Raw genomic sequence first — 19,824 nt, forward strand, 5'->3', positions numbered from 1 at the left:
CCGTACGGATAGCCGTCTGTATAGGTGGACGTCTTACAGGTAGACGTCGACCCGGCCGTTGAACATGCCGTTGGTCTGGGTCGTCAGGCGCTGCGAGGCGTCGTTGGTCCGCTCGAACTGCAGCCGGGCGTCCTCCGCCCGCTGCCGCAGCTGGTCCTCCAGCCGCAGCTGGTCCTGGATCCGCTGCTGGTCCTCGAGCCGGCGGTCGTCCTGCAGCCGCTGCTGCTCGATCCGGTACTGGTCGTCGCGGGCCTGCTGGAGGTCGTCGGCGCGGCGCTGGTCCTGGCGCACCAGATCCTGGCGCACCGCCTGCTGGTCGTCGATCCTGCGCTGGTCCTCCAGGCGCTGGTCCTGCAGCCGCTGCTCCTGCGCCCGGTCCTGGGTCCGCTGGTCGTCCAGGCGCTGTTGGTCGACCAGATCGATCTGGCGGTTCTGTTGCACCTGGGTCGCGGTGAGACCGGTGGTGGTGGCTGCTACCGGTGTGATCGACATCGCGCATCCCCGTCCTGCGACACGATTACTCTCCGAATGCTCTTGACTACTTAAAGGTACCCGCCGGAGCGGCCCGTAACCAGCCGACCGCCTGGGTGGTGCCCAGTGTTGTTCCTGTGTTCGATGAGGGTCCTGCGTCCCGGTGGATGGGACGCTCGGCGGCGATCGAGGGTCATGCAAACGCTTGTAGGGCCGTAGGGTGGGATTCGCGAGACGCCGGTCACGTTCTGGAATCGTTGCTGTGCGCGGCGGTTGACTCGTAGTGTCACGGCGGCAGTCCGAGGAGAGGCGCGCATCCATGCTGAGCGACAGTGAGCACGTCACCATCCCGCAGGAGTCCGACGACCGGCACGCCCCACCGGCGACCGTCGTCATCTTCGGCGCCTCGGGTGACCTCACCCGGCGCAAGCTGATCCCCGCGATCGAGAGCCTCGCCAGGCACAACCGGCTCACCGAGCAGTTCGCCGTGGTCGGCGTCGCCCGGACGCCGATGGACGACGACCAGTTCATCCACGCCGTCCTCGGCGACCGCGGCCTGTCCGGCATGCCGCAGCTCAACGGCGCCGTGCGGTACATCGCCGGCGGCTACGACGACCCGGAGACCTACAAGCGGCTCGCCACCGTGCTCGACGACCTCGACCGCGACCGGGGCACCGCCGGCAACCGGATCTTCTACCTGTCGACGCCCGCCGAGGCGTTCCCGCTCGTCATCAACGGCCTCGCCGGCGCCGGCCTGCACCGCGCCCGCGAAGGTTCGTTCGCCCGGCTGGTCATCGAGAAGCCGTACGGGCACAACGAGGCCAGCGCGAAGCAGCTCGACACCACGGTGCACGCCGCGTTCGACGAGTCGCAGGTCTTCCGCATCGACCACTACCTGGGCAAGGACACCGTCCAGAACGTGCTCGCGCTGCGCTTCGCGAACGCCATCTTCCAGCCGATCTGGGACCGCACCTGGGTCGACCACGTGCAGATCACCGTCGCGGAGACGCTCGGCGTCGGCACCCGCGGCAGCTTCTACGAGCACGCCGGCGCGATGCGCGACATCGTGCAGAACCACGTGCTGCAGGTCCTCGCGCTCGCGCTGATGGAGCCGCCCGCGTCGTTCAGCGCCGAGGCGGTCCGCAACGAGAAGGTGAAGCTCCTGCAGGCCATCCGCCTGCCCAGCGGGCGGGCCATCGACGACATCGCGGTCCGCGGCCAGTACACGCGCGGCGGCTCCCGCGAGGAGCTGATGGCCGGCTACCGCGAGGAGCCCGGCGTCGACCCGCTGTCACGCACCGAGACCTTCGCCGCGCTGCGCCTCGACGTCGACAACTGGCGCTGGGCCGGCGTGCCGTTCTACGTCCGCACCGGCAAGCGCCTGCCGAGCCGGGTCACCGAGGTCGCCCTGCAGTTCCAGCGCCCGCCGCACCTGCCGATCCCCAACCGGCAGCTGACCGAGCTCCAGCCCGACGCCCTCATCCTGCGCATCCAGCCTGACGAGGGCATCGCCCTGCGCTTCGGCGCGAAGGTCCCGGGCCACTCGTTCCGCGTCCGCTCGGCGAGCATGGACTTCTCCTACGACAAGACCTTCCGCGAGGAGTCCCCGGAGGCCTACGAGCGGCTCCTGCTCGACGCCCTCATCGGCGACACGACCCTCTTCATCCGCTCCGACGAGGTCGAGCAGTGCTGGCGCATCGTCGACCCGATCCTGGAGCGCTGGGCCGAGGACACCGGCCCGATCCCGACGTACGAGGCCGCCTCCTGGGGCCCCACCGAGGCCAACCGCCTCATCGAACGCAGCGGGCGCGCCTGGCGAAACACTGTTTCCCGCCCGTAGCCTTCGGCTATAGCTCGCCGCCCCACCGCTGGCGCGGCGGGTCCCGCCGGGGATTCTCACCCGGACCCCAATGCTCGCTGCGCTCGCACAGCCAGCGCTTCGCGCGGCCGGATTGCGCATTCGCGCCCATCCGGTGGTCGGCCGCCGCGGTGGCTGGGGTGGGGGGGTTTCTCATGATCCGGAAGACTTTGTGTCGCTATGACGGCACAAAGTCTTCCGGATCACGGAAACGAGGGTCAGGGTGCCAGGCCGCGGTGATGGCGGGGTGCAGCCCTCTCGTGATCCCGAATGGTTCTGGCAGCTCTGGCTACCGGAACCGCGCGGGCGCGCTTGGCGTGACACTGTTTCCCGCCCGTAGCCTTCGGCTATAGCTCGCCTCCCCACCGCTGGCGCGGTGGGTCCCGCTGGGATTCTCACCCGGACCCCCAATGCTTGCTGTGCTCGCACAGCCAGCGCTTCGCGCGGCCGGATTGCGCATCCGCGCCCATCCGGTGGTCGGCCGCCGTGGTGGCTGGGGTGGGGGGGGTTTCTCATGATCCGGAAGACTTTGTGTCGCTATAGCAGCACAAAGTCTTCCGGATCATGGAAACGGGGTCAGGGCCATTCGGTGGCGTTGGTGGCGTTGAGGGTGCCTGGGGGGTCGACGACGACGCAGAAGGTGATGCCGGCGGGGTCGCGCATGGTCCACCAGCGGTCGTGGCGGTCGAGGCGGGTCGCGCCCAGTGACTCCAGGCGGGCGACCTCGGCCTCCAGGTCGTCGGTGTGGAAGTCCAGGTGGACCCGCGGTGTGCCGTCGCCGAGGCGCTGGGTCAGCAGGACCAGGTCGTGGCCCGGGATGCGGGCGCCGTGGAAGTCCGGGTACTTGCCGACGCGCTCCAGCGGGGCGCCGAGCGCGCCCCGCCAGAACGTGACGGTCGTGTCCTCGTCGGCCGCGGGCACGTCCAGGACGATGGTGTACAGCCTGCTGTAGTGAGCCACAGCGGGAATCTACGCCGCCAGGAGGATCGAGGTACGAAGGGCCGGGGCGCCGTCGACCGGGGCCGGGTCCTCGTCGGTGGGGGCGACGCCGCCCGCGGCGATCCGGTCCAGGGTGTGCAGGCCGAGCGGGCGGACGCTGCCGAAGATCGTGTAGTTGGGGCGCAGCGCCGAGTCGGCGAACACGAGGAAGAACTGGCTGCCGTTGGTGTCGGGGCCGGCGTTGGCCATGGCGAGCACGCCGCGGGCGTACACCTTGCGGGCGCCGGTCGGGTCGGTCGGGGCCGGCGGCAGGTCGGTCGGCAGCTCGTCCTTGTACTTGTAGCCCGGGCCGCCCTCGCCGGTGCCGGACGGGTCGCCGCACTGCAGGACCTTCAGCGTCGGGTACGTCGTCAGCCGGTGGCAGATCGTGCGGTTGTAGAAGCCGTGCCGGGTCAGGTGCAGGAAGCTCTGCACGGTGCACGGCGCCTGCGCCCGGTCCAGGGTCAGCGGGATCAGGCCCAGGTTGGTGAAGAGCGTGACGGTCACCGTGCCGCGCGACGGCGTGTGCCGCGGGTCGCGGGGCAGTGGCACCGGCCGGACCGCCGGGTCGTCGGGTGTCGGGGTGTACGCGCACGGCCCGGTCGTCGGTCCGCCGGGAGCGGCGGCCGAGGCGGGTGTGGGTGCGACGGCGAACGCCGCCACCGCGAGCATGACCACGACGGCACGGATCCGGACCACAATGTCCTCCATCGAAGATTGGGAATCTTTTAGAGGTCTAACGGATGTCGATGTACCGCGTCAAGGCCGATGCCCGTTTGGGCACGGATCGGCGGCATAGCGGCGGCGGTGCCCCTTCCCGTTGTTCACCTCTTGCATGTCCGGCGTGCGCACACGGCCGCGCCTGTTGGACATGCGCTGTCCCGAGCGTGTGTCCCAGAGGGTGGGCGTGCCGGGTGGACGAAGGGGTAGCTGGTGCAACAATCGAGGTTCGTCTTCTTAGCGTTGGCCGCGGCGGCCGCCGATGACGGCACGGTAGCCGAGGCCACGACCTGGATGCTGGTCTCGCCGAACAACCGGCCGCTGGGCAGAGCGGCAAGGCTGTTCGAGACCTACGGAGCCTGCCGCGACGCGGTGCTGCACCTGCGGGCCGGGTTCGCCGGCGCGAGCAGCGCGGTCGCCGCGGTGGAGTCCAGCGGGCAGTGGGTCTGGCGGGTGGAGCTGGACGGCAGCACCGTCGGAATGTCCAGTCGTTCCTATCTGCGCGCAAGGGAATGCCACTACAACCTTGAGCGCTTCCTGGAAGCCGTGCCGGCGGCGGTCGTGGTGGCCGGCACCCGCAGTGTCCGAGGCGGTCATCCCCTGGTGCTCGGCGCCGGCGGTGACACGGCGGTCCTCCCGCCGCGCCCGGCGCCGCGGGGCGCCCGGGGCCCGTACGCCGACCGCCCCCGTCTCGGGGAGCGCGACGTGCGGGCCCAGGGCGCCCGCCTGATGTACCGGGCGACCCCCGGCAACCCGCCGGCATGACGGTCGTCGAAGCGCCCTCCGAGGCCACCGGCGCCGGGGAGGCCGACGCGCCGCGCCCGCTGAAGTGGCGCCCGTCCCCGGCGGACCGCGTGTTCCGCGGCGTCGCTCGGGGTGCGGGCGCGATGGTGCTGCTGGTGGCGCTGCTCGTGGGGTCGTTCCTGGCGTACCGGGCAGTCACCGCGCTCAAGGTGGTGCGCTGGAGCTTCTTCACGACCAAGGGGTGGGAGCCCGACCCGCTGGAGGGGAGCTTCGGCATCGCCGCCGTCGTGCCGGGCACGGTCATCATCGCCGGGATCGCGATCGTCCTGGCGGTGCCGGTCGCGGTCGGCACGGCGCTGTACATCTGCGAGTACGCGCCACGGCGGATGCGCCGGATGCTGGTGACGCTGGTCGACATGATGGCGGCCGTGCCGAGCGTCGTCTACGGCCTGTTCGGCGTGTTCCTGCTGCAGCCCAACATCATCCACCTGTCGCGGTGGATCGCCACGTACCTCGGCTGGATCCCGATCTTCGAGGTCGCCGACTACGACACGGCCAACCCGCTGTCGAGCATCACCGTGTTCACCGCGTCGAGCTTCGTCGCGGGGACGGTCGTGGCGATGATGGTCACCCCGATCATCTGCTCGATCTCGCGCGAGGTCTTCTCGCAGGCGCCGATCGGGGAGCGGGAGGGTGCCTACGCCCTCGGAGGCACCCGCTGGGGCATGATCCGCACCGTCGTCCTGCCGTACGGCCGGGGCGGCGTCATCGGCGGCTCGATGCTCGGCCTGGGCCGGGCGCTGGGCGAGACCATCGCCGTCTACATGATCATCTCGCCGGTGTTCGACATCCAGTGGCACGTGCTGCAGACCGGCGCGATCTCGGTGTCGTCCCTGATCGCGCTGCGCTACGGGGACTCGGCCGACTTCGCGGTGTCCGCGCTGATGGCCGCGGGCCTCGCGCTGTTCCTGATGACCCTGCTGGTCAACTTCGCCGCGTCGATCGTCATCGGCCGCACCCGCTCCGGAGCCGGCACATGACCTCCACCGACACCGCCCGGACGGCCGGACAGCCGGACACGGCCCCGGAGACCGGGCAGACGCACCACCACGCCGTCGCGGCGGCTGATCAGGCGCAGGACCAGGGCCACGCCACCGCGACCGCCGGGCACGCGCAGGACCAGGGACACGCTGCCGCGACCGCCGGGCACGCGCAAGACCAGGGGCACGCTGCCGCGGCGATCGAGCGGACCCGCGTCGACCTGACGAAGCCTGACGGGACCCGGAGCGAGCCGGACACCGCGACCCGGGCAGCCGGTCCGGTGAAGGCGGCCGATGGGGGGCCGCGGCACGCGCGCCCCGACACGGCCCTCACGTTCGTGCGGCGCCCGCTGCCCGAGGCGGCCCCGGGGGAGGAGCGGCGCCGCGAGCTGCGCGCCGGCCGGCGCCTCGACCGGCTCAACGTGACCGGCGCGCTGCTGGCCGCACTCGCGTTCACCGCCCTGCTGTTCGGCCAGATCGCCCCGTTCGACGGCGTGCTCGGCTTCATCGTCGTGACGTTCCTGGCGTTCCTGGCGTTCCTCGGGCTGCTGACGTCCCTCACCGAGGACGGGCCGGCGATCCGCGACCGGATCGCCGCGGCGGTCATGACCGGCGTCGGCATGTTGCTGTTGCTGCTGCTCGTGGTCGTCGTCGGCTTCACCTTCTGGCGGGCCTGGCCGGCGCTGGTGCACGTCAACTTCTGGATCGAGGATATGAGCGTCGTGCAGCCGACGAGCCCGCTGAACGTCGGCGGGGCGCTGCACGCGATCGTCGGCACGCTCGAGCAGATGGGCATCGCGCTGACGCTGTCGGTGCCGCTCGGCATCACCTGCGCGGTGTTCCTGGGCGAGATTCCGGGCCGCTTCAGCCGGTTCGTGCGCACGCTCGTCGAGGCGATGACGGCGCTGCCGTCGATCGTCGCCGGCCTGTTCGTCTACGCCGGCCTCATCCTGGCGCTCGACCAGCAGAAGTCGGGCCTGGCGGCCGGGATCGCGCTGTCGGTGATGACGCTGCCGATCATCATCCGCGCCTCCGACGTGGTGCTGCGGCTCGTGCCCGGGACGCTGAAGGAGGCGTCGTTCGCGCTGGGCGCCTCCCAGTGGCGCACCGTCTGGCACGTGGTCCTGCCGACGGCCCGGTCCGGCCTGACGACCGCCGTCATCCTCGGCACCGCGCGCGGCATCGGGGAGACCTCGCCGGTGCTCATCACCGCCGGGTTCACCCAGTTCATGGCCCTCAACCCGGCGGCCGGCCCGCAGGTGTCGCTGCCCCTGCTGGTGTTCAACAGCGTGCGCTTCCCGCAGGAAGAGATGATCATGCGCGGCTTCGGCGCCGGCGCGGTGCTCATGCTGCTCGTCCTGGTGCTCTTCGTGGCGGCCCGGATCATCGGCGGCCGCGGGCCCGGCGAGCTGTCCCCCGGACAGCTCAGGCGCCGGGCCGTCGCATCCGCCCTCGACGTCAAGCGGTTCCAGCGCCGCGAGCAGGCCGACCTCGACGGTGCACCGTCCCAGAGCCGCCCGCAGGCGGATCCCGACAAGGAGATGTCCGATGTTCCGTAGCGTCGCCAAGACCGCCGCCGGGGTCGTCCTCGGGCTTTTGGCCATCGCGGCGCAGCCGAACCCCGCGTACGCCGCACCCATCAAGGTGCAGATCGCCGGCGCCGGCTCCACCTGGAGCCAGCCGGCCCTGCGCGCGTGGATCGGCAACGTCACCCAGTTCGGCCTGAAGGTGTCCTACGCCGACACCGGCTCGACCGACGGCCGCAAGCAGTTCGCCAACGGCAAGGTCGACTTCGGCATCTCCGAGATCCCGTACGGCATGCCCGACAGCGCCACCCGCGACATCGACTCGCCGCCGACCGGCCGGGGCTACGCCTACATGCCGATCGTCGCCGGCGGCACCTCGTTCATGTACAACCTGACCATCGGCGGCAAGCGGGTCACCAACCTGCGCCTGGCCGGCGACACGATCGCGAAGATCTTCACGAACAAGATCACGTTCTGGGACGACCCGCAGATCAAGCGGGACAACCCGAAGCTGCCCCTGCCCAACCGGAAGATCATCCCGGTGGTGCGCTCGGACGGCTCCGGCACCAGCGCCCAGTTCACGCTCTGGCTCAGCAAGCAGCACCAGGACGTCTGGGGCGAGTTCTGCCGGTCGGTCGGGCGCAACCAGAGCCCGTGCGGGCTGACCTCCTACTTCCCCGTGATCAGCGGCAAGAACATCGGGCAGAGCGGGTCCAACGGCGTCTCCGGCTACGTCGCGCAGCCGCGGTACGAGGGCGCGATCACCTACGTCGAGTACTCCTACGCCAAGACCGCCAAGTTCCCGGTGGTGAAGGTGCTCAACAAGAAGGGGTACTTCGTCGAGCCGACGGACACGGCGGTGGCGGTGGCGATGACCCACGCGACGATCAACGCCGACCTGACCCAGAACCTCGACAACGTCTACACCAACGAAGACAAGCGCACCTACCCGCTGTCGTCCTACTCGTACATGGTGCTGCCGACCGACCTGCGGATGCAGATGAACGAGAACAAGGGCTTCACCCTCGCGGAGTTCGCGCACTACTTCCTGTGCAAGGGGCAGGCCCAGGTGGACGACCTCGGGTACTCGCCGCTGCCGAGGAACCTCGTGGACGCCGCCGCGGCGCAGGTCGCGCGGATCCCGGGCAGCGCCGCGTCGCCGTGGGACGTGACGAAGTGCCAGAACCCGACGTTCGGCCCCAACGGCGAGAACGCGCTGGCGACGACGGCGCCGTACCCGCCGGAGTGCGACAACGTCCAGAGCGGCGACCAGTGCACCACGGGCACCGGCGGCGCCGGCCCCACGACCGTCGGCGGCGGGGGCGGTAGCGGCGGTGGCGGGACCGGTGGTACGGCGACCACGGGCCCGTCGGCCTCGGCGTCGGCCTCGGCCGCCGTCGTCGTCGACCCGGACACCGGCGAGACCCTCGACGCGGCGCGAGCCGCCGGCGGCAACGACGTGGCCGGCGTGCCGGTGTCGCTGGACCAGGCCGGCACCTGGGGGCTGCGCCGGGCGCTGATGATCGTCGCCGGCGCGCTGCTGATCGGTCTGATCTTCGGCCCGCCGATGCTGTCCCGGTCCCTCGGCGGCCGGCGCGACCGTGACGGCGGCCGGCGATGAGCGCCACGGTCGCCACGGGAACCACCGGGCAACAGCCGGCACCGGACGACCTGCCGCCGCCACGCGGTGCGGCGCGGGCGGTGTGGAAGCGCCGGCTGGCCGGCGCCGGCGTCGTCGGCGTGCTGTTGCTCGCCACGCTCGTGCGGGGCGCCACCGCGACCGCCGGCGACACGTTCGTCCCGCCGCTCGGCGTCGACGTGCCGACGTCGTCGGCGAAGACGATCACGGTGAAGCCGGGCGAGGCCGGCGGCGACTTCGACGGCACCGAGATCACCGTGTCGCAGACCCGCGACCTCGGCAACCAGGGCATCACCATCTCCTGGAAGAACGCCCCGTCGACCCCCGACGCCACGATCGGCCAGAACGTGTTCGCGTTCATGCAGTGCTGGGGCGACCCCGACGCGCCGGACCCGTTCCACGAGGGGGCCGCGAAGGACCCGTTGTGGGGGCGGGAGACGTGCCAGTTCGGCGCGCTGCTGGACACGCCCGTGTGGGGCGGGGACAAGGCGCCCGGCGGCGGGACGATCCGCACCGTGGGCATCAACGGCCTGCCCGACCCGGCCGAGACGCTGCCCCCGGACGCGGTCATCGCGCCGTTCCGCTCGGTCAAGGGCACGCGGATCGGCCACGGCGGCAAGAGCGACCCCTACCCGGGGAACCTCGACCCGCAGACGACCGGCTCGGACGTCATCATGTCCGAGTACTTCGACAAGAACAAAACCAACGAGATCCCCTACGGCTACACCGCCGGCGACGGCACCGGCCGGGTCGTGTTCGAGGCGCAGACCGACATGGAGGCGCCGCACCTCGGCTGCGGACTGCCGGACTCCGGCGGCGTCATCCAGCCGTGCTGGCTGGTGATCGTGCCGCGCGGGCACCACGACCCGCTGACCGGCGGCGAGCTCGCCGGCAGCGACACCCCCGTCAACGGCTCGCCGCTGGCCGCCACCCACTGGAAGCACCGCATCGCGGTCCGGCTGGACTTCCGGTCGGTGCAGACGCCGTGCCCCATCGACCAGGCGGAGCGCGCGACGGTCGGTTCGGAGATGGCCGCGCCGGCGATGCAGGCGTGGCAGCCGGCGCTGTGCGGCAGGACCGGCAACGTGTACGGCTACACGCCGACGTCGGAGGACGAGACGTCCAGCGCGGTCCTCGGCAGCGGCGACGACTCGCCCGGGCTCGGGTTCACCTCGAGCCCGGTGGTCGGCGTGCCGGGCGGCCCGCCGCCGGTGCACGCGCCGATGGCCCTGTCGTCGGTCGTCGTCGCGTTCACCATCGACAACCAGGTGAACCCCGGGTCGACGAACCCGGAGGAGGAGCTGCTGCGGGCCAGGCAGGTCAACGGGATGCGGCTCACCCCGAAGCTGGTGGCGAAGCTGCTGACCTCCTCCTACCAGCGCGACATCCCCGACGGGTCGAAGGCCGAGCACCTCAAGGACAACTACCGGACGATCCTCGCCGACCCCGAGTTCATCACGATCAACCCCGACTTCCGGTTCTCCCGGGCCAACCGCGACATCCAGCCGGTGATGGTGCCGCTGGGCGGCTCCGCGGCGAACCGGGCGGTGTGGGGCTGGATCCTCGCCGACAAGGCCGCCCGCGACTTCCTGTCCGGCGTCCCGGACCCGGAGCACAAGGACCCGGTCACCGGCGTCACGTACCACATGAAGGTCAACTCGTTCTACCAGGACTTCGGCCTCGACGGCGTGGTGCCGGACAGGTTCCCGAAGTCGGACCCCACCTGTAGCCAGCCGCGGCCGGACCTCGTGCCGGAGCTGAAGGTGTGCATCTTCAACAAGCAGCCCTACACGTCGTCGATGACCGACGGGGCGCAGCAGACGCTGAAGGCCGACACCCACTCCGAGGTCGAGTTCGACGAGGCGAAGTACCAGAGCAGCGACCACCAGATCGTCACGCTCAAGCGGGCGGCGCCGCAGACGAAGGGCAACCGGTGGGTCATGGCGATCACCGACTCGGCGTCGGCGGCACGCTTCGGCCTGTACTCGGCGAGCCTGCTCAACGGCAGCGACCCCACCGACCTGAACGCCTACGTCACGCCGACGAAGCAGAGCCTGCAGGCGGCGGTCGCGGCGATGGGACCGACGGCCAACCCCGACGTCCTGGCGCTGGACCCGGCGCTGAAGAAGCCGGGCGCGTACCCGCTGACGATGCTCACCTACGCCGCCGTCGACCCGAGCCGCGGGCAGGCGCTGCGGGAGGCGTACGCGAAGCTCATCGAGTTCGCCGCCGGTGACGGGCAGAACGAGGGCGTCTCCGTCGGGAACCTGCCGCCCGGGTACGTGCCGCTGCCGGACTCGCTGAAGGCCAAGGCCCGCAGCGCTGCCGAGATGGTCAGGCGCGGCTGGACGGCGCCGCCGACACCCGCGGCGACCACGACCACCGCGGCGCCGGTCACGGGGGGCACCCTGCCCGCCCGCGGGTCCGTGCCGTCGGCCGCGCCGACCAGTGCCCGGCCGAGCCTGTCGGCCGCGCCGGTGCCGGCGGCCCGGGCCACGGATCCGGAGCCCGTCGAGTGGGCGCAGCGGTACCTGCTGTCGATGATCCTCGGCGCGGGGCTGCTCGCGGCCGCCGCGGGCCCCGTGCTGACCGGGCTGGCCCGCCGACGCGAACGCCGGTGAGCCTGTTCATCCGGCCTACATGTTGGCGACCGGCCCCGCACGAACCGCCTGCGAATGATGACCACGCTCGACCCTCGCAAACCCTGAAGCAGAAGGGGAAACGCATGAAGGTGCTGACCTTCGGACGGGCTGTCAGCCTCGGCCTCGCGGTCGCCGCTGTCACCCTCACGGTCACCGCGGCACCCGCCGCCGCCAACCCGCCGGCCGGCGAGTACCGCCAGCTGGCCGGCGTCGGCTCCGACACGACCCAGGACGTGCTGAACGGTCTCGGCGAGACCGTCACCAGCGGCGGCTCGAAGGTGATCGCGTCCTACGACGCCCGCCCGGCCGGCCTGATCAAGACCAAGACCACCGGCTGCGAGTTCAACCGTCCCGACGGCTCCGGCGCCGGCCGGACCGCCCTCAAGGCGTCCGAGAACGACGGCGGCAACGTCTACCAGGGCGTCAACGTCACCGGCTGCATCGACTTCGCCCGCTCCTCCAGCTACGGCGGTGGCTCCTCGCCGCAGACCACGGGCAACTACACGTACATCCCGTTCGGGGTGGACGCGGTGTCGTTCGCGGTCAACACCGACAGCGACCTGCCGACCAGCCTGACCTTCGTGCAGCTGCAGCGCATCTACCGCTGCCTCACCACGGTCGTCAGCGGTGTGCCGGTCAAGCCGCTGCTGGTCCAGTCCGGCTCGGGCACCCGGTCCTTCTGGCTCAGCAAGATGGGCATCGCCGAGGCCGACATCGCCAACGGTGACTACCCGTGCATCGTGCAGACGGTGAACGGCGCGGCGATCCAGGAGCACGACGCCCGGGTCCTCGCCGGCCACAACGACTACATCATGCCGTTCTCGGTCGGCCAGTTCATCGCGCAGGGCAACGCCGCCACCATCGCGACTCAGACCGGCGTCGTGGTCGAGGACCGGCGCGGCACCTCCCGCATCGGCCGCGTCAACGGCCTCCAGCCGATCGTCAACGGCAAGCTCAACATCAACTTCCGTCCCCAGCTGATCCGTGACGTCTACAACGTGGTCCCGACCCGCCGCCTGGCGGAGCCGGTCATCGCGCAGACGTTCGTCGGCGCCACGTCCGCGGTCTGCGCCAACCAGTCGGTCATCGAGCTCTTCGGGTTCGGTTTCCGCACCACGGCCGGCGCCACCCTGTTCGAGGGTGTCTGCGGCTCGACCTCGCTGAAGGCCGCGTCCTGAGCACCGCGGCCCCCCTGTAAGGCCAACCGGCCGGGCGTCCACTGTGGACGCCCGGCCATCCCTGTCGAGACGAGGATCTCCCCATGCGCCTGCGCCGAACCGCCGCGGTGGCCGCCGCCGTCACCGTGACCGCCGTGACCCTGCCCGGGCCCCTGACGGCCCCGGCCCACGCCGCGCCGCTCGGCTCGATCACCGTGACGCCGGCGACCGGCAGCGTGGACACCGACCCGATGTTCGCCACGGCGACCGCGTCGGCGACCTGCCCGGCGAACTACGGCACCAACGCCGGCCTGCGCATCGCGCGGGCGGGCACGTCGCAGTTCGCGAACCTGACCCGGGTCGGCGACGACGGCGACTACGACGCCGTGCCGCCCACGCTGCGGCCGAACCGGTCGATGCGCGCCGCCTTCGGCACGACGCCGATCGCCGACGGCGACTACACGCTCGTCATCGTCTGCACCGGCGAGAGCGCCGGCGACCACCCCGACGTCTTCAGCACCACGATCCGGGTCGCCGGCACCACCTGGACCGCGGGCGGTGGCGGCCCCGGCCCCACGACCGGCCCGACCACCGGGCCCACCGGCGGGCCCGGCGGCAGCGGCAACAAGCAGACCCTGAACATGCAGGTCGACCCCGCGGCGACGAGCGCCTCGCCGTCGCCGACCGGCACGCCCGGCGGCGGCCTGCCGCGCACCGGCTCGGCGGTCGCCCGCACCGCGGCCATCGGCCTCGGTCTGGTCGCCGCCGGTGTCCTGATCGTCCGCCTCGTCCGCCGGCGGCGGCTGGCATGAGCGAGCCGGAGCGCGGCGGAGGCGGCGGCGCGACCGACGGCGAGCCGCAGTACACGACCTGGGTGGGCGGCGCCTCCGCGGTCACCGTGATGATCCCGCCGGCGGAGCCGGCGATCGACGTGACGTTCGAGGAGCCCGACCGGACCGACAGGATCGAGAAACCGGACAGGGTGGTCCCGCCACCGGACCAGCCCGCGTCGGGGCTGCGGATCGCGGGCACCGGGCTGAGCATCCTCGCGGTGCTGCTCGTCGGCTTCACGCTGCACGTGACGCTGCTGTCGCAGCTCGGGTACGGCCGGGTGCAGCAGACCGCGTACGCCGACTTCCGCGGCGCGCTCGCCGAGGCGACCGCGCCCGTCGGCCAGATCGGCCCCGACGGCAAGCTGCTGCCCCTCGGCACGCCCGTCGCCGTGCTGCGCATCCCCGCGCTCGGCGTCCAGCAGGTCGTGTTCGAGGGCACCACCGCCGGCGTCATGCAGTCCGGCCCCGGCCACCGCCGCGACACGCCGCTGCCCGGCCAGGCCGGCACGAGCGTCATCATGGGCCGTAACGCCGCCTACGGCGCCCCGTTCGCGGGGCTGTTCCGGCTCAACTCCGGCGACCGGGTCGAGGTCGTCACCGGCCAGGGCGAGTTCACGTTCGTGGTGCTCGGCGTGCGGCACGCCGGCGACCTGACCCCGGCGCCGGTCGCGCCCGGGCGCAGCCGGGTCACGCTGATGACCGCCGCCGGGACGATGTTCTTCCCGTCCGACGTCGTGCGGGTCGACGCCGACCTCGACAACGGCACCGAGACGGTTCCGGCGCCGCCGCGGCAGCTCGGGTACGCACAGCTGCCGGCGTCGGAGAAGGTGCTCGCCGGCGACGACTCGGCCTGGATGCCGCTGGTCCTGTGGGGGCAGCTGCTGCTCGCCGCGGGTCTTGGCGTCACCTGGGCGCGGCGGCGCTGGGGCGGCGTGCAGGCGTGGGTCGTCGGCGTCCCCGTCCTCGCCGTGATCGGCACCGCCACGTCCGACGTCGCCGTCCGGCTGCTGCCGAACGTCCTGTGACCACACCGATTGCGAGGGCCCTGCCGTGACGAGCACGACGCTCGACCCGTCCACCGTCGACTCCCCGACGACCGCCGAGCTGGACGCGCGGAACATCTCCGCGTGGTTCGGCGGTCACAAGGTCCTCGACCGCGTCTCGCTGCGGATGCCGGCGGGGCAGGTCACCGCGCTCATCGGCCCGTCCGGCTGCGGCAAGTCGACGTTCCTGCGCATCCTCAACCGGATGCACGAGCTGGTGCCCGGCGCCGAGCTCGCCGGGGAGGTGCTGCTGGACGGCGAGGACCTCTACGACCCGTCGCGGCGCATCACCGACGCCCGGCGGCACGTCGGCATGGTGTTCCAGAAGCCCAACCCGTTCCCGGCGATGTCCATCTACGACAACGTCCTGGCCGGGCTGAAGCTCACCGCCGTGCGGGCGTCCCGCCGCACCAAGGACGACCTGGTCGAGGAGTGCCTGCGCAAGGCCGGGCTGTGGCACGAGGTCCAGACGCGGCTGCGCTCGCCCGGTGGCGCCCTGTCCGGCGGCCAGCAGCAGCGGCTGTGCATCGCCCGGTCCCTCGCGGTGCGGCCGCGGGTGCTGCTGATGGACGAGCCGTGCTCCGCGCTGGACCCGACCTCGACCCGGCGGATCGAGGAGACGATCGGCGAGCTGTCCACCGAGGTCACCATCGTCATCGTCACCCACAACATGCAGCAGGCGCAGCGGGTGTCGCAGCACTGCGCGTTCTTCCTCGCCGAGCAGGGCACCCCCGGCGTCATCGTCGAGCACGGCCTGACGTCGGCGATGTTCGACACCCCGCAGGACCGCCGCACCGCCGACTACGTGCACGGCCGCTTCGGATAAAAGCGCCGTTTCGGAACGGGCGACACCTCGAATTCGCTTTGCGCATGTCCGGCGTATGAGTTGGCCTGCCCGCTGGGAAACGCCGCGCCGAAAACCTGATCGAGCAACGCAAGAGCGCCTCTTTCGAGTAGAGGAAGTGATTCATGAAGGGTCCGAAGTCCCTGCTGGTCCGGGCGGTCGTCGTGGCCGCCGCGGCCTCCGTGGCGGTCGTCGGCCTCGCCGCGGCCCCGGCCAACGCCGCTGACCTGGGCACGCTCACGCTCACGCCCACCCAGGGCCTGACCACCACCAACCCGGCGCTGTCGGCGCTGACGTCGGCGGCCTGCCCCGCGAACTACGGCACCAACGCGGGTCTGAAGATCGGCAAGGTCGGCAGCGGCGACTACCGCAACCTCGCCCGCGTCGGCGACGCCGCCAACTACGACCAGGCCGCGTTCACGCTCGACGCGAACCGGTCCATGGTTTCGGCGTACGGCGGCACCGCGCTCAGCAACGGCGACTACGAGATCGCCGTGCTGTGCACCGGCGAGTCGACCGGTGACCACCCGGACCTGTTCCGCACGGTCATCACGGTCACGGGTGAGAACTGGAAGGTGAAGGGCGGCGCCGAGCCGGCCGTGCCGACCACCACCACCCTCGCGGCCGCCCCGGCGAGCCCGCAGGTCGCCGGCACCCCGGTGACCCTGACCGCGACCGTGGCCCCGGCCGCGGCGACCGGCTCGGTCACGTTCAACCGCGGCGCGACCGCGATCGGCACCGCGCCGGTCGTCAACGGCACCGCGACCCTCTCGGTCAACAACCTGCCGGTGGGCGCGTTCTCGCTCTCGGCGACGTACACGCCCGACTCGGCGGCGTACCTTGCCTCCACGTCGGCGAACCTGGCCTACACGATCACCGCGCCGGCCGGCTCCATCACCAAGGAGCAGACCATCACCGGTGACATCGCGCCGGGCCAGTTCTCGCTCAACGTTGCCGGCACCACCGTCGCGCTGACCGGCGGCTCCGTCGGCGGCCAGGCGACCGGCAACCTGAACAAGGCCACCGTCGTGGACCTGCGCGGCACCAACGCCGGGTGGAACCTCGTCGGCCAGGTCAGCGACTTCACCGGTGCCACCAGCACCATCCCGGGCACGAACCTCGGCTGGACCCCGTCGTCGGTCAAGGTCAGTGGCTCCGGCGCGGTGGTCACCGGCACGAACGCGACGGGGCTCGGCAGCCCGTCGACCCTGTGCAAGTCGAACGTCGGCAGCAGCGCCGGCACGTTCGAGTGCGGCGCCGGCCTGACCCTGGTCATCCCGGACAACGTCGCGCCCGGTGCGTACAGCGCCACCCTGACGCTGACGCTCGCCTGATCGGTTCATCCAAGCAGGGTGCGGTCCTCACGGGCCGCACCCTTGCGTCGTAGGAGGTCTCCCGTGCGTCGAATGCTTCTCGTCTTGGCGGTTGCCGCGTCGGTACTGGTAGCGCCCGCTCCCGCGGGGGCGCGCGAGGGCGACGGCCTGCGCTGGGCGGTGACCCCGTCGGGTCCGGAGGGCCCGAACGGCCGCGCCGCCTACGACTTCGAGGCGAAGCCCGGTGACGTCATCACCGACATGGTCGGCGTCAGCAATCTCAGCGACGCCCCGATCACCTTCACCGTCTACTCCACGGACGCGTTCACCGCGCCCGACGGTGCCTTCGCGCTGCTGACCGGGACGACCCAGCCGAACGACATCGGCTCGTGGACGGACCTGACCCCGAAGTCCTACACGGTGCAGCCGAAGAAGCGCGCCGACATCGCCTTCACGCTCCGCGTGCCCACCAACGCCACACCCGGCGACCACGCCGGCGGGATCGTCGCCTCGGTCATCGAGCGCCAGACGAACCCGCAGGGCCAGCAGGTCAACGTCGACCGCCGCATCGCCGCCCGGATGTACCTGCGGGTCGCCGGCCCGGTCCAGCCGCTCGTGCAGGTGTCCTCGCTCAACGTCGTCTACGGCTCGCCCGCGCTGCCGTTCGGCACCGGCGACCTGGTCGTCACGTACCGGCTGAAGAACGCCGGCAACGTCCGCGTGCACGGCACCGCCAAGGTCCGCGCCAGCGGCCTGCTCGGCGTCTCCCTCGGCGAGAGCGAGGAGATCACGGTGCCGGAGATGCTGCCGGGCGCGGAGCTGAGCGTCCAGAAGCGCATCCCGGGCGTCATGTCGCTGGGCCGCCTGACGGCCGCCGTGACGGTCAACGCGGAGGCGAAGGAGGGCCGGCTGCCGATCGCCAGCCGCAGCGCCGCCGTGTGGGCGTCGCCGTGGGGGCTCGTCGGTCTGCTGGTCCTGGTGCTGGGCGCGGTCGCGCTGGTCGTCCGCTGGCGGCTGCGCCGCCGCCTGCTGCGGGCCTGACCGTCACCGCCGGCGCAGGGCCGACTCGGGGATCGGCCCGCGCAGCTGCCGCACGACGGCGGTGCCCCAGCCGAGATGCCACTCGTCGGCCTCGGCGTGGAAGGCGCCGCGCAGCTCGTGCCAGTGCAGCCCCGGGTGCCGGTGGTGCACGCTGTGCAGGTTGAACGCCAGCACGAACAGCTCCAGGGGCCGGGGCAGCCGCAGGTTCATCGCCTCCAGCGGGCGCTCCAGCTCCGTGCGGTAGTGGTAGGCGTTGTCGGCGAGCGACACCAGCAGCGCCCGCCCGCCGACGGCGACCGCGAGCATCCACGCGTGCCGCCCGTAGCCCACGGCCGAGCCGGCGTAGGTGACGACCACCGCCAGCGCCTCGACGCGGAAGCGGCGCAGCGTGTCCCGCTTCGAGACCCGCTCGAAGAGCAGCCCGGTGACGGAGTCGAGGGAGTCGGTGCGGCGCACCAGCCACCGCCACCCGGCGGCGGGCATGGCGGCGAGGACCACCGACGCGGCCTCCAGCACGTAGAGGCCGCCGAGCAGGCGCGGATAGTAGCCGCGGGCGGCGGCGAGCCAGGTGGTGACCGTAGGGTCGTAGACCTCGGTCCGTTCGCGGCGGGTGCGGCTGTACCGGTGGTGCAGCAGATGCCCGGCCTTCAGCAGCGAGAACGGGGCGCCGTAGCCGGTCGCGAGGACCCTGGCGAGGCGGTCGTTCCAGGTCCGGTCGCGCAGGAGGGTGCCGTGGATCCCCTCGTGGATGAGCGACCACAGCGGCACGGTGGTGAGCGCGAGGGGGACGAGCAGCCAGCCCCAGCGCGGGTCGGCGGGCAGCAGCCACACCGGCAGGATCAGCAGTTGCAGCACGAGCGTGCCGGCGGCGGCGGTGGTCAGTACCCCCGAGATCAATGTCTGACGGGCAGCCATGCCCGAAAGGTAGCGCCGGTAGGAGAACTCAGCCTGAACTGTCGCGGACGGTCAGTGTGGTGGGGAACGTGCCGTGCCAGCCGGGCCCGGTCTCCCCGCCGAGCAGCGCCCGGGTGGCGGCGGCCGCCATCTCCTCGACCGGCTGGCGGACCGAGGTCAGCGGCGGCGTCGTACACGTGGCGATGAGACTGTCGTCGAAGCCGATGACCGCCACGTCGTCCGGGACCCGCAGGCCCGCCGCGGCGAGCGCCTGCAGCGCCCCGGAGGCCATCAGGTCGCACGCGACGAACAGCGCGTCGATGTCCGGGTGCTCGGCCAGGAGCCGCCGGGTGATCTCCGCGCCCGACGTCCGGTTGAACTCGCCGGCCTCGCCGGTGATCGGCTCGAGCCCCGCGTCGCGGACCGCGGCGAGGTAGCCCGCGCGGCGGTCGACGGCGTCGGCGATGTGCTCCGGCCCGGGCACGGCCGCGATGCGCTTCCGGCCGTTGCGGTGCAGCAGCTGGACCGCCGCGTACGCGCCCGTCGTGTTGTCCGGCACGATCGACGGCACGGGCGCCGCGGTGCGGCCCATCGACACCACACGCGGGCAGACCGCGTGGAAGGCGGCGGCGAGCGGCGCGGGCACGTTGACGAGGATCGCGCCGGCGCTCACGGTGTGCGCGACGCGGTCGAGCAGCCGCGGCGCGTCGGCCTGCCCGACGACGTGCACGCGCATCTGCGCCTCGGACCGCCGCAGCCCGTCGACGATCCCGGCGACGACCCGCCCGTAGTAGGGGTTGGTGCCGAAGCACGTCGGCTCGTCGTCGATGACGATGAGCTCGACGACGTCACCGTGCCCGCGGGCGAGCGCCCGGGCGACCGGGTCGGGCCGGTAGCCGAGCCGCTCGACGGCCCGGTCCACCAGCTCGCGGACGTCCGCCGCGACCCGCGGGTTGCCGTTGATGACCCGCGAGACGGTGGCCCGGGACACCCCGGCGGCCTGCGCGACGTCGTCCAGGGTGGGGCGCTTGTGCTGCACCGCACCAACCCTAGCGCCCCCGCCACCCCCGGGTGTGCCGCT

Annotated in this window: 17 protein-coding genes; 12 read left to right on the forward strand and 5 right to left on the reverse strand. The window is 72.1% G+C overall.

Going from position 1 to position 19,824, the window contains the following annotated elements; genetic code table 11:
* Window positions 1-33: 33 nt before the first annotated feature.
* Window positions 34-492 carry a hypothetical protein gene (locus tag ABD332_RS26045; RefSeq protein ID WP_344504736.1) on the reverse strand — a complete coding sequence of 153 codons (459 nt, stop codon included), beginning with the start codon at window positions 490-492 and terminating at the stop codon, window positions 34-36.
* 298 nt (window positions 493-790) lie between these two features.
* Between ABD332_RS26045 and zwf the strand changes: the two genes are divergently transcribed.
* The gene (zwf, locus tag ABD332_RS26050; protein ID WP_344504737.1) at window positions 791-2,311 is read left to right on the forward strand and encodes a glucose-6-phosphate dehydrogenase; all 1,521 of its coding nucleotides are present in this window, start codon (window positions 791-793) and stop codon (window positions 2,309-2,311) included.
* Between the two features lie 594 nt (window positions 2,312-2,905).
* Here the strand turns inward: zwf and ABD332_RS26055 are convergent.
* Together ABD332_RS26055 and ABD332_RS26060 are read right to left on the reverse strand one after the other, a co-directional pair.
* The gene (locus ABD332_RS26055; RefSeq protein ID WP_344504738.1) at window positions 2,906-3,289 is read right to left on the reverse strand and encodes a VOC family protein; all 384 of its coding nucleotides are present in this window, start codon (window positions 3,287-3,289) and stop codon (window positions 2,906-2,908) included.
* A gap of 9 nt (window positions 3,290-3,298) precedes the next feature.
* Window positions 3,299-4,018 carry a peptidylprolyl isomerase gene (locus ABD332_RS26060; protein WP_344504739.1) on the reverse strand — a complete coding sequence of 240 codons (720 nt, stop codon included), beginning with the start codon at window positions 4,016-4,018 and terminating at the stop codon, window positions 3,299-3,301.
* A 222-nt stretch (window positions 4,019-4,240) separates the two neighbouring features.
* Here ABD332_RS26060 and ABD332_RS26065 point away from each other — a divergent pair, with 222 nt between their 5' ends.
* The 11 genes from ABD332_RS26065 (at window position 4,241) to ABD332_RS26115 (ending at window position 17,849) form a co-directional block, all read left to right on the forward strand.
* The gene (locus ABD332_RS26065; protein ID WP_344504741.1) at window positions 4,241-4,792 is read left to right on the forward strand and encodes a hypothetical protein; all 552 of its coding nucleotides are present in this window, start codon (window positions 4,241-4,243) and stop codon (window positions 4,790-4,792) included.
* Window positions 4,789-5,811 carry a phosphate ABC transporter permease subunit PstC gene (gene pstC, locus ABD332_RS26070; RefSeq protein WP_344504742.1) on the forward strand — a complete coding sequence of 341 codons (1,023 nt, stop codon included), beginning with the start codon at window positions 4,789-4,791 and terminating at the stop codon, window positions 5,809-5,811. The genes ABD332_RS26065 and pstC overlap by 4 nt, the downstream gene beginning before the upstream one ends.
* Window positions 5,808-7,370 (forward strand): phosphate ABC transporter permease PstA, encoded by a 1,563-nt coding sequence (pstA, locus tag ABD332_RS26075; RefSeq protein WP_344504743.1) that lies wholly within the window; start codon window positions 5,808-5,810, stop codon window positions 7,368-7,370. The genes pstC and pstA overlap by 4 nt, the downstream gene beginning before the upstream one ends.
* Window positions 7,360-8,958 (forward strand): phosphate ABC transporter substrate-binding protein PstS, encoded by a 1,599-nt coding sequence (gene pstS / locus ABD332_RS26080; protein WP_344504744.1) that lies wholly within the window; start codon window positions 7,360-7,362, stop codon window positions 8,956-8,958. Before pstA ends, pstS begins: the two co-directional genes overlap by 11 nt.
* Complete coding sequence (locus ABD332_RS26085) at window positions 8,955-11,597, forward strand: hypothetical protein (protein ID WP_344504745.1); 2,643 nt, start codon at window positions 8,955-8,957, stop codon at window positions 11,595-11,597. The genes pstS and ABD332_RS26085 overlap by 4 nt, the downstream gene beginning before the upstream one ends.
* 104 nt (window positions 11,598-11,701) lie before the next feature.
* Window positions 11,702-12,796 carry a hypothetical protein gene (locus ABD332_RS26090; protein WP_344504746.1) on the forward strand — a complete coding sequence of 365 codons (1,095 nt, stop codon included), beginning with the start codon at window positions 11,702-11,704 and terminating at the stop codon, window positions 12,794-12,796.
* Between the two features lie 83 nt (window positions 12,797-12,879).
* A complete protein-coding gene (locus ABD332_RS26095; RefSeq protein WP_344504748.1) occupies window positions 12,880-13,587 on the forward strand; it encodes a hypothetical protein in 708 nt (235 codons plus the stop codon).
* A complete protein-coding gene (locus ABD332_RS26100; RefSeq protein WP_344504749.1) occupies window positions 13,584-14,633 on the forward strand; it encodes a sortase in 1,050 nt (349 codons plus the stop codon). The genes ABD332_RS26095 and ABD332_RS26100 overlap by 4 nt, the downstream gene beginning before the upstream one ends.
* Window positions 14,634-14,658: 25 nt before the next feature.
* Window positions 14,659-15,477: a phosphate ABC transporter ATP-binding protein gene (locus ABD332_RS26105; RefSeq protein WP_344504750.1), complete on the forward strand. Its 819-nt coding sequence runs from the start codon at window positions 14,659-14,661 to the stop codon at window positions 15,475-15,477.
* 143 nt (window positions 15,478-15,620) lie between these two features.
* Window positions 15,621-16,829, forward strand: a complete 1,209-nt coding sequence (locus tag ABD332_RS26110; RefSeq protein WP_344504751.1) for an Ig-like domain repeat protein — start codon at window positions 15,621-15,623, stop codon at window positions 16,827-16,829.
* 72 nt (window positions 16,830-16,901) lie between these two features.
* Window positions 16,902-17,849, forward strand: coding sequence for a WxL protein peptidoglycan domain-containing protein (locus tag ABD332_RS26115; protein ID WP_344504752.1), 948 nt, complete (start codon window positions 16,902-16,904; stop codon window positions 17,847-17,849).
* Between the two features lie 3 nt (window positions 17,850-17,852).
* On the opposite strand, the gene ABD332_RS26120 is transcribed toward ABD332_RS26115, so the two are convergent.
* Together ABD332_RS26120 and ABD332_RS26125 are read right to left on the reverse strand one after the other, a co-directional pair.
* Entirely contained in the window at window positions 17,853-18,764 is a 912-nt protein-coding gene (locus ABD332_RS26120) for a fatty acid desaturase family protein (protein WP_344504753.1), read from the reverse strand.
* A 28-nt stretch (window positions 18,765-18,792) separates the two neighbouring features.
* On the reverse strand, window positions 18,793-19,782 hold the full coding sequence (locus tag ABD332_RS26125; protein WP_344504755.1) for a LacI family DNA-binding transcriptional regulator: 990 nt from the start codon (window positions 19,780-19,782) through the stop codon (window positions 18,793-18,795).
* Between the last annotated feature and the right edge of the window lie 42 nt (window positions 19,783-19,824).

Source organism: Dactylosporangium maewongense, from assembly GCF_039531485.1.
In the GTDB taxonomy this organism is placed as follows: domain Bacteria; phylum Actinomycetota; class Actinomycetes; order Mycobacteriales; family Micromonosporaceae; genus Dactylosporangium; species Dactylosporangium maewongense.

Coding starts and splice junctions, on each gene's coding strand:
- ABD332_RS26095 (WP_344504748.1), top strand. CDS start 12,880: ATGCGCCTGCGCCGAACCGCCGCGGTGGCCGCCGCCGTCACCGTGACC.
- ABD332_RS26120 (WP_344504753.1), bottom strand. CDS start 18,764: ATGGCTGCCCGTCAGACATTGATCTCGGGGGTACTGACCACCGCCGCC.
- ABD332_RS26085 (WP_344504745.1), top strand. CDS start 8,955: ATGAGCGCCACGGTCGCCACGGGAACCACCGGGCAACAGCCGGCACCG.
- ABD332_RS26100 (WP_344504749.1), top strand. CDS start 13,584: ATGAGCGAGCCGGAGCGCGGCGGAGGCGGCGGCGCGACCGACGGCGAG.
- pstA (WP_344504743.1), top strand. CDS start 5,808: ATGACCTCCACCGACACCGCCCGGACGGCCGGACAGCCGGACACGGCC.
- zwf (WP_344504737.1), top strand. CDS start 791: ATGCTGAGCGACAGTGAGCACGTCACCATCCCGCAGGAGTCCGACGAC.
- ABD332_RS26110 (WP_344504751.1), top strand. CDS start 15,621: ATGAAGGGTCCGAAGTCCCTGCTGGTCCGGGCGGTCGTCGTGGCCGCC.
- ABD332_RS26060 (WP_344504739.1), bottom strand. CDS start 4,018: ATGGAGGACATTGTGGTCCGGATCCGTGCCGTCGTGGTCATGCTCGCG.
- ABD332_RS26045 (WP_344504736.1), bottom strand. CDS start 492: ATGTCGATCACACCGGTAGCAGCCACCACCACCGGTCTCACCGCGACC.
- ABD332_RS26090 (WP_344504746.1), top strand. CDS start 11,702: ATGAAGGTGCTGACCTTCGGACGGGCTGTCAGCCTCGGCCTCGCGGTC.
- pstC (WP_344504742.1), top strand. CDS start 4,789: ATGACGGTCGTCGAAGCGCCCTCCGAGGCCACCGGCGCCGGGGAGGCC.
- pstS (WP_344504744.1), top strand. CDS start 7,360: ATGTTCCGTAGCGTCGCCAAGACCGCCGCCGGGGTCGTCCTCGGGCTT.
- ABD332_RS26115 (WP_344504752.1), top strand. CDS start 16,902: ATGCTTCTCGTCTTGGCGGTTGCCGCGTCGGTACTGGTAGCGCCCGCT.